Source organism: Streptomyces sp. Act143 (genome assembly GCF_003143935.1).
In the GTDB taxonomy this organism is placed as follows: domain Bacteria; phylum Actinomycetota; class Actinomycetes; order Streptomycetales; family Streptomycetaceae; genus Streptomyces.
This window is the reverse complement of the sequence record NZ_QFRX01000001.1, coordinates 4,469,189-4,483,727: the sequence shown is the minus strand read 5'-3', so window position 1 is coordinate 4,483,727 and position 14,539 is coordinate 4,469,189. Positions and strand designations below refer to the sequence as shown.

The following is a 14,539-nucleotide window of genomic DNA, read 5'->3' as shown; positions in this document are numbered from 1 at the left end:
GGTATTCACCCGCCCGGGTGGCATATTCAGTGGGGTCTTCCATCATGGCCGGACTTAGGTGTACCTTTCGGCGCCCGCCTTACAGAGTGGGCCGTTATGCCGTCAGCGGGCGTACTCTTTCGCCACCTTCGAGATGAAGTCCCGGCTTTGGTCCGCGTTCAGGGCCTGTGCCCGCAAATGCTCGTACATCACGCTGTACTTCTGCACGTCCTGCGCCTTCTCCAGGTACAGGTCGCTGGTGACGCCCTCGATGTAGACCACGCTGGAATCGGCCGCGTCCGGGAACTCCAGGATCGCGTACTGGCCGCTGACCCCGGGGTGCGCGCCCATCGTGAACGGGATCAACTGCACGGTGACGTGCGGCAGCTGGGACATCTCGATCAGATGCTCCAGCTGCTCGATCATCACCTGCCGGTTCCCGACCTCGCGGCGCAGGGTCGCCTCGTCGAGGACCGCCCACAGCCGCAGCGGGTTGTCGGCGGCAGAGATACGTTCCTGTCGGCGCAGCCGCACCTGGACGCGCTTGTCGATGTCGCCCGGCGTCGCCTCGGGGAGTGCGCCGGAGATCAGGGACTCGGCGTAGGTACGGGTCTGCAAAAGCCCCGGCACCACCTGGGGGTCGTACACCCGCAAGCTCGCCGCATCCGTCTCCAGCCCGATGTAGACGCTGTAGGGGATGTCGCCGAACGAATGCCACCACCCCTGCTGCCGCGAGTCCTTGGCCATCTGCATCAGCGAGTCGACGATCCGGTGGTCCTCGACCTCGTACACCCCGCACAGGTCGCGGACGTCGCGCTGGCTGATGCTGCGCCGTCCGTTCTCCAGACGGCTGATCTTCGACTGCGACACCAGCAGCCGTTCGGCGACCTCTTCGGCGGTCATGCCCTTGAGCTCGCGGAGCCGGCGCAGCTCCTGGCCCAGCCGGCGCCGCCTGACGGTGGGATTGACATTGGACGCCACGAGAACGTGCACCTCCGGCTGCGTGCCTTCGAAAATTGCCACTTTGCGTATCTGCTGTTGAGCAGACTGCCACCAAGGTGCTTTCTACCGCTGGGAAACCGTGTATATGCGCTGCACAGGCGCCGGTTCGCGGTGAACGCGGCCCGGCCGCGTGACGTTGGTGACGGTGTGGACTGCCGGTGGGGACGGGAAAGAGCGCGCGGGCGCGAAAAAACGCGCGGGACGGCGGGACCGTGGTGTCGTCCGGACACACGGTCCCGCCGCCCCGCGCGGACCAGCGGCTCCCGATTCCGGGTCTGGGGCTGCGCCGGCAGTGCGTGTGGTGCGGCTCGGTTCCTGAGGTGGTGTCGTGGGGCCCGCGGCTCAGTGAGCCACGACACGCGCCATGGAACCGCGGTGCGGTTGCGCCGGAACACCGCGAGCGGGTTCCGCTGCGGCCCTGCCGCCGGGTGCGGCCGGGCGGCCGGTCGCCGGGGCGGGGCTACGGCGTGGCTGGGCCGCCACACCGTTCTGGACGTCCATCACGGCGTGCGCGACGAGACCGCCCATGGGGTCGTGCCTGATCAGGTCCCGCAGCCGGGAGCGAGAGGAGCGTCCCTCGTTCCCCGGATACAGATGCTTGCCGAGGCCCACGGCGTGCGCCAGAGCGGCCAGCGCCGCGGTCCGCGGGTCCGGCGGCACGCCGGTGCGGATCGCCGAGTCCAGCCGGGCCCTGATCTCCCGGCTGATGGCGTTGTCCGTCGCCTGATAGCGAGTCGTCGGCAACACCCCGCACATCTGACCGGCCACGGCATGCACCATGCCGCACCGCTCCAGATGCGAGAGGTAGGTCTGGCGCAGCCCCAGGCGGGGCCCGCCGATCCAGTTCACTGCCCGCACGGGAGCGCCACGCCTTCGCAGCAACTCCAACGCGCAGTCCAGTGTCGGATCTCCAGTCGGCCGTGGTACGACCACGGCGATACGATCCCCGTCTGGGGCTATCCGTCCGGCCAGCGCCAGCTCCACTAGCTGTGCTCCGGCCAGACCGAGGTCGAGCGACTGCGGCTGTGCGGTGGTTCCCGTGGTCGGGTCCAACGCCAGCAGCAGAAGCTCCTCCGGAAGTGTTCTGCGGCTCCTGCCCATCCATGCCTCCCCGCGTGGATGAATGACAGGGTGACCCCTCTCACATTGGTCTGTCGAGGGTGCGTGACCTGTTTGTGAGGGAACCGGTAGGTATGTCGTTCTCGTCTACCGCAGGAGCCAAGCCCGCACACAGGACACTGGTACACGGTTCGGACAGTGCGGTGGACCGTGCCCCGGGCAGGCGGTCACAGTCGGATTCATCGGTTGACGGCTTCACGGGTCAACGGGTTCACGGTTTAGGAGGCATCGGTGGCGGGCGAGTCCCCCGACAGGTCGAAGCAGCGCGAGTCGTCGGCAGAACCGACGTCGGGGAGCGCGGGTCCGGTTCCCGAGGCCAGGACCGAGGTACGTGATCCGCGGCTGGCGGTGGCACGGGATGCCGACGCGCCCGGCGCGGGCGGGGAGTCCCGCGGCGCCGGCGGCGTGGACACGGCGACGCGCGTGTTCTCGGTACGGGATGTGGCGAAGGCCAGGGAGACCGCGGCACGCGCGGAGACGCCCCCCGAGCCCGAGGCCGCGGCGTCCGGCACCCCGGAGGACGCGCCGGACGCCACAAGCCCCGGCGAGGGCGGCGACGCGCGCCTGCGGGCCGCGGTGGCGGCATGGGTCCGCTCGGGCGACGCGACGGGGGACCGGGCAGAGGGGGAGCCCTCGGCCGACGCCGACGCCGACGCCGACACCGATGCCGATGCCGACGCCGGTGCCGACACCGGGGATGACGCCGACGGTGGGGCCGAGGCCGGGGCGGACACTGCCGACGCGGCGACGGACGCCGGAGACGCCGGTACGGACGCCGGAGACGCCGGTACGGACGCCGGAGACGCCGGTACGGACGCCGGAGACGCCGGTACGGACGCCGGAGACGACGCTGCGGAGGCCGAGGGCGGCCCCGAGGCGGCGGAAGGGCCCGAGGGCGCCTCCGGGGCCACGGAAGCGCCGGAGACGACCACTGAGCCCGCCGAGGCCGCCGATGCCGGGAAGCGGGCGGACGAGCCCGTGACGGCCGACGCCGACGAGAACGCCGAGCCGAAGGCGGCCGAGCGCAAGACGCCGGAGCCGGCCGTGTCCGAGGAGCCGACGGACCGGACGGAGCCCGAGGACGCCGTCGAGCCGAGCGACGAGCCCCGCGACGCGGTGGTCCCCGTCGAGTCCGCGGACGAGCCGAAGGACGAGCCGAAGGACGAGCCGAAGGGCAAGTCCGCGGTCGCCGGAGCGGGTGCGGGTGCCGCCGTCGCGGCCGACGAGCCCGAAGCCGAGCGGCCCGTGGACCAGCCCACCACCATGCTCAAGCTGCCCCGCAGCACCCCCACTCCCGACCACCCCACCAGCAAGTTCGTCCCCCTCAAGCCGGACGTCACCACCGCCGTCCCCCAGGTCGGCCCCGAGCGCACCACCCAGCAGCCGCTCCCGCCGAAGCCCCCGCTGGACCTGCTGGCCGAGCTGACCAACACGCCCCCGCCCCCGGAGACCCCCCTCCGCACCACCGTCCGCCGCGTGAAGATCTGGACGCCCCTCGTCGTCCTCCTCGCGATCATCTTTGCGGTCGTACAGTCCCTGCGCCCGTTGCCCGACCCCGCCCTCCAGCTCACCGCCGAGGAGACCTACTCCTTCGACGGCGGCAAGGTCGACATCCCCTGGCCCTCCGACGGCCAGGCCGCCCTCGACGTCCAGGGCATCGGTTCCTTCGGCTCGTCCGGCGAGCAGAAGCCCGTGCCGATCGCGAGCGTCGCGAAGGTCATGACGGCGTACCTGATCCTGCGCGACCACCCGCTGAAGAGCGGCGCCAAGGGCCCGAACATCAAGATCGACCAGACCGCGCAGGACGAGGGCGCCGCGAAGAGCGACGAGTCCAAGGTGGCCGTCACCGCAGGCGACAGCATCTCCCAGCGCGAGGCCCTGGAGAGCATCCTGATCGCGTCCGCGAACAACGTCGCCCGCCTCCTCGCCCGCTGGGACGCCGGTTCGGAGAAGTCGTTCGTCGAGAAGATGAACGCCGCCGCCGACGACCTCGGGATGACGAACACGACGTACACCGACCCGTCCGGGCTGAACAACACCACCGTCTCCACCGCCGTGGACCAGGTGAAGCTCGCCAAGAAGGCCATGGAGTACCCGGCCTTCCGCGAGGTCGCCGCGATGATGTCGTACGACGACTACAAGGGCCAGAACCACCCCAACTGGAACCAGCTCGTCGGCAAGAACGACGTCGTCGGCATCAAGACCGGCACCACCACCTCCGCCCTCGGCAACCTCGTCTTCGCGGCGAAGAAGGAGGTGAACGGCGAGACCCGCACCATCGTCGGCGCGGTCCTCCGGCAGCCCCCCGGCGGCGTCGACAACACCATCCTCAGCGCCGCCCTCACCGCGGGCGACCAGCTGATCCGCGCCGCCCAGGGCGCCCTGAAGTCCGCGACGATCATCAAGAAGGGCGATGTCGTCGGGTACGTGGACGACGGGGTCGGCGGCCACACGGCCGTGGTCGCGACCAAGGACGTCACCGCCGTCGGCTGGTCCGGCCTCACCGTGAAGCTGACCTTCGCCGCCGACGACGTACCGCACACCGCGAAGGCCGGCACCAAGGTCGGCACGCTCACGGTCGGTGACGCCTCGGCCGGTGCCGTCACGGTCCCGGTCGCGCTCCAGAAGGACCTCGTCGAACCGGGCTTCACGGACAAGCTGACCCGCGTCGCCTGACGAAAGTCCCGTACGCACCCCGCCGCCGACGCCCCCGCCCGGGCGCCCGTCGGCGGCGGGGGCCCGGACCCTCCCGCTCGGGCGGAGTCGAGAGAGGGGGAGCGTGCTAGCGTCACGAAAGGGGCAGGTCGCCGGTCGCCCACAACGCGACCGTGAACGAGGCCGGAACACCACACGGCCGAGAAAAGAAGACGGGACACGGGGAGTTGCCTTCAGGTGGCCACTGCGGAGCCGACACGCGCAGACGACGCCGATCCGGGCTCGGACATGAGCCCGCGAATACGCGTACCCGCACCGCGCACAGAGAGCACCGGCGACAGCAGCAGCCAGGCCGGCGACAGCAGCAGCCGGGCCGGCGGCAGCAGCGGCGACCGCGGCAGCAGCCGTACCGGCACGTCGGCTGAGCCGTCGCCCCCGGTGCCCGCCCGCTATCTCACCGCGTTCCTCGCCCTGCGCGAGCGCATCCTGCGGCATCCCGTGCTCTCCTTCACCGTGCTGTCCGGCGGGCTCCACATCATGTGGTTCTTCCTGTTCGCCAACAGCGGCGGCGACCTCGCCGCGCAGGACGCCTGGGCGGAGTTCGTCGGCCGGCACCCGGACTCGGCGTACAACCTCGCCTGGTACGGCGGCATGCACCCGGTGTCGTACAGCGTCGTCTCGCCGTATCTGATGTCGGTCCTCGGCGTCCGGACGACGATGATGATCGCCGGCACCGTCTCGGCCGGGCTGCTCACGCTGGTCCTGCTGCGCAGCCGGTCCGTGAAGAACCCCCTGTGGGCGTCGTTCGCGGGTCTCGTCGCCTTCTTCTGCAACGCCGTCTCGGGGCGGGTCACCTTCGGTCTCGGCACGATGTTCGGGCTCGGCGCGGTCGCGGTGGTGTTCTGCTGGCCGCACCGCTGGCGCTACAAGCGGTGGGCGAAGGCGCTGTGCGCCGCCCCGCTGGCCGCGCTCGCCACCATGGCGTCGCCGGTCGCGGGCCTGTTCGTCGGGTTCGTCGCGGTCGCGCTGTTCCTGCAGAAGCGGCGGCCCGGCGCCTGGGCCCTGGGGCTCGCGCCGAGCGCGGTGGTCGCGGTGTCGGCGTGGCTGTTCCCGTTCTCCGGCACCCAGCCGATGATCTTCGGCTCGGTGATCCTGCCGTTCCTCTACGGCGCGCTCGTCTTCGTCCTCGTCCCCAAGGAGTGGACGACGGTCCGGCTGACGGCCGCGGTGTACGCGCTCGCCGTCGTCCTGGTGTGGCTGATCAGTTCCCAGATCGGCTCCAACATCTCCCGGCTGCCGATGCTGTTCGGCGGGACGGTGCTGGTGGCGGCGCTGCCGTTCACGGTGCCGCGCAGCCGCAAGTGGTACGCGATCGTGCTGGCCATCGCCGGGTTCGGCGGCTGGGTCGGCTTCAAGTCGGTCGACGACGTCCTCAACACCACCCCGGCCGCCTCCTGGGCCCGCGAGCTCGCCCCGCTCGTCAACGAGCTCCAGGAGGTCGGCGCGGAGAAGGGCCGCGTCGAGGTCGTGCCGGCCCGCTCCCACCGGGAGGCGTCCGCGCTCGCCCCGTACGTCAACCTCGCCCGCGGCTGGAACCGCCAGGCCGACATGGAGCGCAACCCGCTCTTCTACGACGACACCCTGAACTCGGCGAACTACCACGAGTGGGTCAAGCGCTGGGCGGTGCACTTCGTCGTCGTCTCCAAGGACGAGCCGGACGGCGACGGGGCCAAGCGGGAGCGGGACCTCGTGCAGCGCGGGATGCCCTATCTGAAGCAGATCTGGGGCGACGCCAACTGGCAGCTGTTCCAGGTGACCGACCCGACCCCGCTCGCCGAGCCCAACGCGGTCGTGGACCGCGCCGAGCAGGGCGAGATGACCCTCCAGGTGCGCAAGGCCGGCCGCATCCTCATCCGCATCCCCTACTCGCCGTGGCTGAGCCTCGTCGACGCGGACGGCAAGAGCCTGAAGCCGCCGCAGGAGACGGAGGCGTCCAAGGACCGGGCCGACGGGGAGCCGAAGACGTACGACAACGTCAACGGCTGCCTGCTGGAGACGGAGGAGGACGCCCAGGGCGACCAGTGGACGGAGCTGATCGCGCCGAAGGCGGGGACGTACCGGCTGGCGGCGCCCTACCAGGTGCCGCGGGGGACGCCGTGTCCGGACGAGCTGAAGTAGGACCGCCTACCTGACCGGGAACGCCACGTCGCACACCGCGTCGTCCGGCCCGGCGGCCTCCCAGTCCGCGAAGTAGATCTCCCGGCAGGGCCCCGCCTGTTCCAGCCCCTGCCCGGCGATCCACTCCTCCACCGCCTCGAAGGCGGCGATGATCTGCGGATGGGCCACCTGGGCCTTGGTGATACGGGTGTAGGCGAACCGCTGCGCCGGCTCGACGCGGACCTCCGTCCCGCGCACCCGGCCCGGCCCCGTGGCCCACGCCTGCGCGGCGGCCTCGTCGGCGACCGGCATGCAGGACTCGGCGGGCCCGTCGCTCTCCATGGACACCTCGGAGTGGTAGCGGACGAAGGGGGCCGCGGTCACGCCCCCGCACTCCCGCGCGGCCTCCTCCAGGCGGCCGAGCGAGGCGCCGATCCAGGCCGGCAGCTCGTCCGCCAGCACGTGCCGCGTCTCGGTGATCACCACCTGCTCCGGCAGTTCCACCGTCTCCACCACGAACTTCCCGTACATCTCGGAGCTCCTCCCCGACAGTCGTCCACGGAGGAACTCGGCGAGCGTCCGCTGTCCCGCCACCCGCGCCTCGACGTCCGCCCAGTACGCGGCCAGCAGCTCCGCACCCGTGGCCCCGCCCGCCTCGACCACCTCGGCGATCCGCGCCAGGGGCATGTCGAGCTGCCGCAGCATCGCGACGAGCCGGGCGCGTTCCGCCTGGCCCGCCCGGTAGTAGCGGTAGCCGCTGGCCTCGTCGACGTGCGCCGGGGCCAGCAGTCCGAGACGGTCGTACAGCCGCAGGGCCTTGGCCGAGAGGCGGGCCCGCGCGGCGAAGGCGCCGATGGTGAGCAGGTCGTCGTCAGTCACCGGACCATCCTCGTCCTCCGTCACCGGGCGGCTCTTCCGCCCGGTGACGAGGAGGCTCGGCCCTGCCCCAGGGGCAAGGTCAACGGGCCAGCTGGGCCTCCACGGCGGCCACCAGCTCCGCCGACTCCGGCTCGGTCTGCGGGGAGAAGCGGGCGACGACTGTGCCGTCCCGGCCGATGAGGAACTTCTCGAAGTTCCAGCGGATGTCGCCGGTGTGCCCGTCGGCGTCGGCGAAGTCGACCAGCCGCTCGTAGAGCGGGTGCCGGCCCTCGCCGTTCACCTCGACCTTCTCCGTCATCGGGAAGCTCACGCCGTACGTCGCCGAGCAGAACTCGGCGATCTCCTCGGCGCTGCCGGGCTCCTGGCCGAGGAACTGGTTGCAGGGCACGCCGAGGACGGTGAAGCCCTGGTCGGCGTACTGCTTCTGGAGGCTCTCCAGGCCGCTGTACTGCGGGGTCAGCCCGCACTTGGAGGCCACGTTCACGACCAGCACGGCCTGGCCCGCGTAGCGGGAGAGGTCGGCGGGGCCGCCCTGGAGGGTGCCGATCTCGACGGAGAGGGGGGAGGTGCTGTCAGCAGTCGTCATAAGCGGATGCTAACTCCGGTAAGTGTCGGGCCGGCGTGAGGCCTCGACGAGCACCGTCCCGGCCGCCGTCCGCTCGTACAGCACCGACCGCCCCGCCCGCCGCCGCTCCACCAGCCCCGCGTCCAGCAGCACCCGCAGATGCCGGCCCACCGACCCGAGCCCCTGCCCGGTCACGGCGACCACCTGGGTGGTGCTCATGGGCGTGCCGAGCAGCACCAGAATCCGGGCCCGCGCGGTCCCGACGAGCGCGCCGAGCCCGGCCGGCACGGGCCGCCGTCCATGGTCCTCGGCGAGCACCCCGAGACACGGGTAGACGACGGCGTACCGCTCCCGCCCCTCCCACGACACCCAGCCGGTCCCCACCGTCACCGGCACGAAGGCCAGATCGGCCCCGGCGGGGAGCTCCCGGGGCGGATACGCGTGCGTGTTGACCTGGAACCGGCTCTCCCCGAGCCACCGCGTCCACGGCCGCAGCGAGTCCAGCACGGCCGCCCAGCCGCCCTGGCTCACCCGCGCGGTCCGGGCGACCACGTCGGCCTCCAGGACCCGCCGCCGGCGCTCCCAGTACGGCCGTACGGTCTCCTCCCAGACGTGCGTGAGGACCGCGGTCGCCCGCTCGGGCAGGTCGTCCCGGTCCAGAAGCGCGGGCAGCGGGCCGGCGAGGGACACCCGGAGGTTGGCGCGCGCCTCCTCGGGGGCGGCGGCTCGCACCCGGTGCACGGTCTCCGCGAAGGTCTCCCCGGCGCACGGCGTGGGGCAGAAGAAGTCGGCGATCCAGGACGTGCCGACGCCCGCGGCGACGAGCGGCCCGGTCACCGGGTCGGCGGCCAGCAGCGCGCGATAACCCGGCAGGTGGGCGCGCAGCCACCCCTCCTCGCCCGGATGCGCCCCGACCCCGGCGTGCAGCAGCTTCAGACTTGCGAAGGTCTCGGCGAACGGGGAGACCAGGAACCGGCTGCGGGCGAGGGTGTCGGCGTCGATCAGCCACAATCCCATGCGTCCCACGACCTTTCGTGTCTGCGCGAAAGATTAACGACCGGCCGCCGATCACTCCGAGACTCCCCTGCATGCGCAGCTACCGCGAGCTCTTCCGCACCCCGGAGTTCACCCCCTTCTTCCTCTCCTACGCGGCCTACAACGCGGCCCTGACCATCGGCGGACTGTCCCTGGCCACGCTGGTGTACCGGGCCACCGACTCCCCGCTGCTGTCGGCGCTGAGCATGTTCGGACCGCAGCTGGCGCAGGTGCTGGGCGCGACCTTCCTGCTCTCCGGCGCCGACCGGCTGCGCCCGCGCTCGACCTTGGTCGGCATGGGTCTCGCCTTCGCGGCCCTCACGGCGGTGCTGGCGGTACCCGGACTGCCGGTCTGGGGCGTCTTCGGAGTCGTCCTCCTGCAGGGCCTGATCGCCTCGCTGGGCGGGGGAGTGGTCGGCGGCCTGCTGAACGAGATCCTCCCCAAGTCCGGCTTCGTGCTCGGCCGTTCGGTGTTCAACATGGCCTCGGGTCTGATGCAGGTCATGGGCTTCGCGCTGGGCGGCGCCCTTCTGGCGCTCCTGTCCCCGCGCACCTGCCTGCTGCTCGCGGCGGCCCTGTACGCCGTGGAGGCGCTGGGCTACCGCCTGGGCCTGACCGCCCGCCCGGCCCGCTCCGCGGGCCGCCTCTCGGTCGCCGCGACCTGGCGCACGAACGCCATCCTGTGGAGCTCCCGCCCCCGCCGCCTCACCTACCTGGGCCTGTGGCTCCCCAACGGCCTGGTCGTCGGCTGCGACTCCCTCTACGTCTCCTACGCGCCGGGCGCCGCGGGGGCGCTCTTCGCGAGCGGGGCGCTGGGCATGTTCGCCGGTGACGTGGTCGTGGGCCGCTTCGTACGGCCCGAGCTGCGCGCCCGGCTGGCGACGCCCCTGCTCCTGCTGCTGGCCACGCCGTACCTGATCTTCGCGCTGCGCCCGGAGGTGCCCGTGGCCGCAGCGGCGGTGTTCCTGTCCAACGTCGGCTTCGCCGCGAGCCTGGTCCAGCAGGAACGCCTGATGACCCTCACCCCGGACGACATGGCGGGCCACGCCCTCGGTCTGCGCTCCGCGGGCATGCTCACGATGCAGGGCGTGGCGGCGGCGATCGCGGGCACGGCGGCCCAACTGACGTCGCCGGCAACGGCGATGACGGCGACGGCGACCGCGTCGATCGCGGTGACGCTCGCGCTGTCAGCGGCGGGCAAGCGCGAGGAACGACGTCCAGGTGTCGGGGGTGACGGTGAGCGTGGGGCCGCTGGAGTTCTTGGAGTCGCGGATGTGGATGGTGTGGGGTGAGGTGGCGACTTCGAGACACTGACCGCCTTGGTCACTGCTGTAGCTGGACTTGACCCACTGAGGTGCGGTGCTCATGCGTCTCCTAGCAAACGGTCCAACAGGCCCTTGGATTCGACCGGGTTGAGAGCCTGTGTCCGCAGCATCGCATACCTCCGCTCCAGATAGGACACGTCGTCCGGGTCTGCGATCAACCAGCCGCGGCGCGGGGCCTCGGTGTAGACGATGCGCTGGTGATCGACGGTCTCGATCACCGTGAAGGGCCCGACGAGCCCGGCGTGGAACTCCCGGCCCACCGGCATGATCTGGAGGGTGATCGCCGCCAGGTCGGCCAGTGCGCGCAGGCACCGCAGTTGCTCGTGATGGACCTCCTCGCCCCCGAGGCGGTCCATCACCGTCACCTCGGAGATGACGAAGCTGATCGTCGGAGGCTCGCGCCGGTGGAGGATCTCCTGCCGCTCCATCCGCGCCGCGACCCGCTGCTCGATCTCGTCCTCGGTGAGCGCGGGCACGTCGTTGAGGAAGACGGCCCGCGCGTACTCCGGCGTCTGGAGCAGCCCCGGCAGCACCTGGTTGTCGTACCAGGACAGCGCCAGCGCCTCCTGTTCCAGGTCGATGTACTCCTCCGCCCACCTGGGGAACAGGTCGATCTCCGGCATGTTCGCCAGCGCCACACACAGCGCCCCCTTGGTGTCGAGGACGTCGTCGAGCAGGGCCGCCAGGTCCTCCTTGAGGGTCCGTCTGCCCTGCTCGACGGAGGCGATGGTCTCGTCGTCCACGCCCACTTCGTCGGCGAGGGCCCGCTGGGTCAGCCCGGCCGCCCGCCGGAACGTGCCGACGAGACTCCCGACCATCTTCACGGCGGACGCGTTCTTCCGCTGCCGCGTGGTGCGGCTCTTGTTGCTCATGCGGAGGAACTCCCCGCCAGGGGACGTACATTCACCCGTTCTCACCCGTACAAGAATTTTGTACGGGTCGCCGCCGGGCCTCCTCGACACGTTCCCGGCGGCGCCGCTTCCGGATCGCCTCCGACAGCCTTCCCGCGATCTCCAGGGGCGACATGTCCGCCGCCTCGATCCGTACGAGCTCGGCCACCGGGTCGGGAACGGCCGTGCGGTCCAGCCGTACGACGATCAGTGTCGGCGTGGGCGTACCGAGCGCGATGTCGAGCTCGCGCCGGACCCAGGAGGAAGCGGCGGCGGCCTCGGACCAGAAGAGCACGAACACGGTCGCGCGGCCGACGGCAGCGGTGATGTGCTCGGGCAGGGAGTCCCCCGGCAGCAGCTCCTCCGCGTCGATCCAGGAACCCACGGCATGCTCGGACTTCAGCAGCCGGTACGTCGCGGACACGAGATCCTTGTCGTGGTGCGCGTGGCTCAGGAAGAGCGACTCCGGGGACCTGGTCACCGCCTGGGTCCGCCGCCGCTCGACGTCGGCCTCAGCGGTGAGGAACCGGCATACGTTGACCATCCAGGCGGTGTTGTGAGGGCTCCCCCGCAGCCACGCGTCGTGGGTCACCCCGCCGGTCATCAGCACCACGAACCCCGCCCCGGCCTGACGCACCGACGCCCAGGGCACGGCGTCGGGCTCCGGTCCTCCGGCGGCGTACACCATGGTGGAGTCCTTGTTGCACGAGGCGAGCAGGCTCCCGGTCGAGGTGTGCCGCACCGGCCATCCGCAGACGATCTCGGGGATGCCGTCGTAGACGGGGCGCAGCCAGTCGCTGACGTACATCTGCTCGGGCAGGCAGCGGATCTGCTTGTGCGAGCCCCAGCACCGCTTGGTGTCGACGCTTTCGAGCGGCCATCGGCCCTGGAGATAGGCGGGCCTCGCGCCCAGGAACGAGGCCGCGTCCAGGTAGCCGGCCTGCTGCTCCTGGAGGACGGTCCGGTCGGCGTCCGCGACGACGAGGGTCCCGCCGTCCGCCACGAACTCCTCGGCGAGGTGCCGCTCGATCCGCCAGAAGCCGTCGCGTCCGGTGAACAGACCGTCCTCCATCACCACGACGTTCGGCGCGAATCCCAGAAACTCGGTCTCGGAGATGACGTCGCGGCGCACGGGGGAGTGCGCCGGGGGCACCTTGTCCTCCGGGTGCACGAGATGGCCGAGCAGCAGTTCCTCCGACTCGGCGCGGAGCCGGTCCACCAGGACCCGGCCACCGAGCGCGCCCCTGCCGTTCATGCTCAGCGACCGCTGCAGGTAGAGGGTGCGCATCCCGGTCAAGTCCTGCTCCCGGCCGGGCCGTCGCCGGTGATGGCGATGCCGATGTTCCCGCCGGCGGCGACGGACCGTTCGCCGGAGGCGATGACCGTCGTGCCTCCCGCGCCGCCCGGCAGCAGCGCGGCCAACTCCCGCTCCAGCTCGGGGTCCTTGCGCAGGGCCCGCCGGATCGGGTCGCCCAGTACCTCCGCCGAGGCGCCCTCCGCCACCGCCTCCGCCAGCAGCGCCCGCCCCAGGTCGTCGGTCCGCCGGTAGGCCGTGCGAACCAGCTGACGCCCGATGCCCGCCGCCTCGCTCGCCGTGGCGATCTCCCCGCCGTCCAGCAGGCCGTCCCCGTACGCGCTCAGCGCCTCCGTCAGGAACGGGCCCATCGTCTGCACGAACCCCGCACTCGCCATGCCGTTGCCCCCAGTTCTCGTTCAGAGCAAGGATGCCGGGATGTCCTCGTGCCGGGGCGGCCATCCCGGAATCACGTACGCGGGACGGAAGTTGGCGACCCGCCAGATCCGGTCCACCCGTCTCATCAACAGGGGCATCTCCTTCGACGGCGGTCCGTCGACCGGCGTCGGCAGCACCACCTGGTAGTCCCGGCCGACCGGGCGCGATGTGCCGCTGACATCCCACGTGCACGGGTCCCAGGCGGCGAAGTGCTGGTACAGCAGCTCCGCCCTGCTGGACACGAGAGGGTCCGCCAGGGGGTGTTCGGGGCTGCGCGAGGCGAGGGCGTTCGCGAGTTCGTCCCTGGGGCGCCGGGCGATGTCGGGGTGGTCCTTGTTCGCGAGGATCCAGTCCTGGGCGAGCGACAGCCGCAGGTCCGGGTCGAGGCCACTCCAGATCTCCCGCCGGTACCCGCCCCGCACGCACTCCAGCCAGGCGCGGGCGGCGGCGACGGGACCCTCCGGGCCGTGGCGCGCCTCGAACTCCTTCTGGTACTCGGCCGGCCTGCGCACCCCGGTCTCCGGCGGCGGAGCCACGGCTCGCGCGGCGTCGGGCGCGGACCCGAGCGGCGCGGGCACCGCCGCCGGTCGGGCGCGCAGCACCCGCAGCAGTCCCGTCAGGTCCGCGTCCCCGTCCCGCCCCATGACGTACGACGTCGTCAGGTTCAGCGGCGCCGGGACCAGCCCCTGGTCCTCGGGGCGGCCCACCACCGGCAGGAACCGGGCCCTGGTCCGCCGCCCGTAGTACATGTCCGCCGTGATCAGCGTGCCTTCCCACCGGACCCCGGACCCGGCCCCCGGCGGGGACTCCCGGTTGAAGCGCCGCGCGTACTCGGCGGTGATGACGAGCAGGACGAAGTCGGCCCGGTTCAGCTCCCGCCGCATCCAGTCCGGCCACGACTCGGGCGGCCGGTGCTCCTCGTACTGGTCGATCCAGGCGTCGACGCCCTCCTGGCGCAGCCGGGTGGCGAGGCGGAGGACGGCCGCGCGATGGCTGTCGCTGTCGTGCGAGTACGAGATGAAGACGCGAACGCCTGAGGCGGGGGGCACGGCCATGCCGTCAATGTAGATCGCGGCACCGGGAGCCGGAGCGGAACGGGCCGATCCGGCCAATCCGCACCCTTCCGTTGCGACAGGCACCCTTGACAGCGTGCGTACTGTTTCGCGACGTTTGAGCCCCACCACCATGCGCACCCGACGCA

General features: G+C 71.7%; 13 protein-coding genes. 3 read left to right on the top strand and 10 right to left on the bottom strand.

Features of this window, described 5'->3' with window-relative positions; translation table 11 throughout:
* Positions 1-102: 102 nt before the first annotated feature.
* Together DI272_RS20155 and DI272_RS20150 are read right to left on the bottom strand one after the other, a co-directional pair.
* Positions 103-960 carry a helix-turn-helix transcriptional regulator gene (locus DI272_RS20155; RefSeq protein ID WP_109496711.1) on the bottom strand — a complete coding sequence of 286 codons (858 nt, stop codon included), beginning with the start codon at positions 958-960 and terminating at the stop codon, positions 103-105.
* 363 nt (positions 961-1,323) lie between these two features.
* Complete coding sequence (locus DI272_RS20150) at positions 1,324-2,082, bottom strand: GPP34 family phosphoprotein (RefSeq protein ID WP_109496710.1); 759 nt, start codon at positions 2,080-2,082, stop codon at positions 1,324-1,326.
* A gap of 249 nt (positions 2,083-2,331) precedes the next feature.
* Here DI272_RS20150 and DI272_RS20145 point away from each other — a divergent pair, with 249 nt between their 5' ends.
* Positions 2,332-4,776, top strand: coding sequence for a D-alanyl-D-alanine carboxypeptidase (locus DI272_RS20145; protein WP_109496709.1), 2,445 nt, complete (start codon positions 2,332-2,334; stop codon positions 4,774-4,776).
* A 216-nt stretch (positions 4,777-4,992) separates the two neighbouring features.
* The gene (locus tag DI272_RS20140; protein ID WP_109496708.1) at positions 4,993-6,933 is read left to right on the top strand and encodes a hypothetical protein; all 1,941 of its coding nucleotides are present in this window, start codon (positions 4,993-4,995) and stop codon (positions 6,931-6,933) included.
* 6 nt (positions 6,934-6,939) lie between these two features.
* On the opposite strand, the gene DI272_RS20135 is transcribed toward DI272_RS20140, so the two are convergent.
* The 3 genes from DI272_RS20135 to DI272_RS20125 form a co-directional block, all read right to left on the bottom strand.
* On the bottom strand, positions 6,940-7,791 hold the full coding sequence (locus tag DI272_RS20135; RefSeq protein WP_375138051.1) for a MerR family transcriptional regulator: 852 nt from the start codon (positions 7,789-7,791) through the stop codon (positions 6,940-6,942).
* 79 nt (positions 7,792-7,870) lie between these two features.
* Complete coding sequence (locus DI272_RS20130; RefSeq protein WP_109496706.1) at positions 7,871-8,377, bottom strand: glutathione peroxidase; 507 nt, start codon at positions 8,375-8,377, stop codon at positions 7,871-7,873.
* Between the two features lie 9 nt (positions 8,378-8,386).
* On the bottom strand, positions 8,387-9,373 hold the full coding sequence (locus DI272_RS20125; protein ID WP_109496705.1) for a helix-turn-helix transcriptional regulator: 987 nt from the start codon (positions 9,371-9,373) through the stop codon (positions 8,387-8,389).
* A gap of 71 nt (positions 9,374-9,444) precedes the next feature.
* Between DI272_RS20125 and DI272_RS20120 the strand changes: the two genes are divergently transcribed.
* Entirely contained in the window at positions 9,445-10,683 is a 1,239-nt protein-coding gene (locus tag DI272_RS20120) for an MFS transporter (protein ID WP_258314611.1), read from the top strand.
* On the opposite strand, the gene DI272_RS46005 is transcribed toward DI272_RS20120, so the two are convergent.
* The 5 genes from DI272_RS46005 to DI272_RS20095 are packed head-to-tail and all read right to left on the bottom strand — an operon-like array spanning position 10,579 to position 14,393.
* Positions 10,579-10,794, bottom strand: coding sequence for a DUF397 domain-containing protein (locus DI272_RS46005; RefSeq protein ID WP_309221695.1), 216 nt, complete (start codon positions 10,792-10,794; stop codon positions 10,579-10,581). The genes DI272_RS20120 and DI272_RS46005 overlap by 105 nt on opposite strands.
* The gene (locus tag DI272_RS20110; RefSeq protein ID WP_109496703.1) at positions 10,755-11,588 is read right to left on the bottom strand and encodes a helix-turn-helix transcriptional regulator; all 834 of its coding nucleotides are present in this window, start codon (positions 11,586-11,588) and stop codon (positions 10,755-10,757) included. Before DI272_RS20110 ends, DI272_RS46005 begins: the two co-directional genes overlap by 40 nt.
* A 31-nt stretch (positions 11,589-11,619) precedes the next feature.
* Positions 11,620-12,894, bottom strand: coding sequence for a toll/interleukin-1 receptor domain-containing protein (locus DI272_RS20105; RefSeq protein WP_109496702.1), 1,275 nt, complete (start codon positions 12,892-12,894; stop codon positions 11,620-11,622).
* A 5-nt stretch (positions 12,895-12,899) separates the two neighbouring features.
* Positions 12,900-13,298, bottom strand: coding sequence for a hypothetical protein (locus DI272_RS20100; protein WP_109496701.1), 399 nt, complete (start codon positions 13,296-13,298; stop codon positions 12,900-12,902).
* 21 nt (positions 13,299-13,319) lie between these two features.
* Positions 13,320-14,393 carry a toll/interleukin-1 receptor domain-containing protein gene (locus DI272_RS20095; protein WP_181387255.1) on the bottom strand — a complete coding sequence of 358 codons (1,074 nt, stop codon included), beginning with the start codon at positions 14,391-14,393 and terminating at the stop codon, positions 13,320-13,322.
* Positions 14,394-14,539 lie beyond the last annotated feature (146 nt).

Coding starts and splice junctions, on each gene's coding strand:
- DI272_RS20150 (WP_109496710.1), bottom strand. CDS start 2,082: ATGGGCAGGAGCCGCAGAACACTTCCGGAGGAGCTTCTGCTGCTGGCG.
- DI272_RS20130 (WP_109496706.1), bottom strand. CDS start 8,377: ATGACGACTGCTGACAGCACCTCCCCCCTCTCCGTCGAGATCGGCACC.
- DI272_RS20125 (WP_109496705.1), bottom strand. CDS start 9,373: ATGGGATTGTGGCTGATCGACGCCGACACCCTCGCCCGCAGCCGGTTC.
- DI272_RS20120 (WP_258314611.1), top strand. CDS start 9,445: ATGCGCAGCTACCGCGAGCTCTTCCGCACCCCGGAGTTCACCCCCTTC.
- DI272_RS20110 (WP_109496703.1), bottom strand. CDS start 11,588: ATGAGCAACAAGAGCCGCACCACGCGGCAGCGGAAGAACGCGTCCGCC.
- DI272_RS20105 (WP_109496702.1), bottom strand. CDS start 12,894: ATGCGCACCCTCTACCTGCAGCGGTCGCTGAGCATGAACGGCAGGGGC.
- DI272_RS20100 (WP_109496701.1), bottom strand. CDS start 13,298: ATGGCGAGTGCGGGGTTCGTGCAGACGATGGGCCCGTTCCTGACGGAG.
- DI272_RS20095 (WP_181387255.1), bottom strand. CDS start 14,393: ATGGCCGTGCCCCCCGCCTCAGGCGTTCGCGTCTTCATCTCGTACTCG.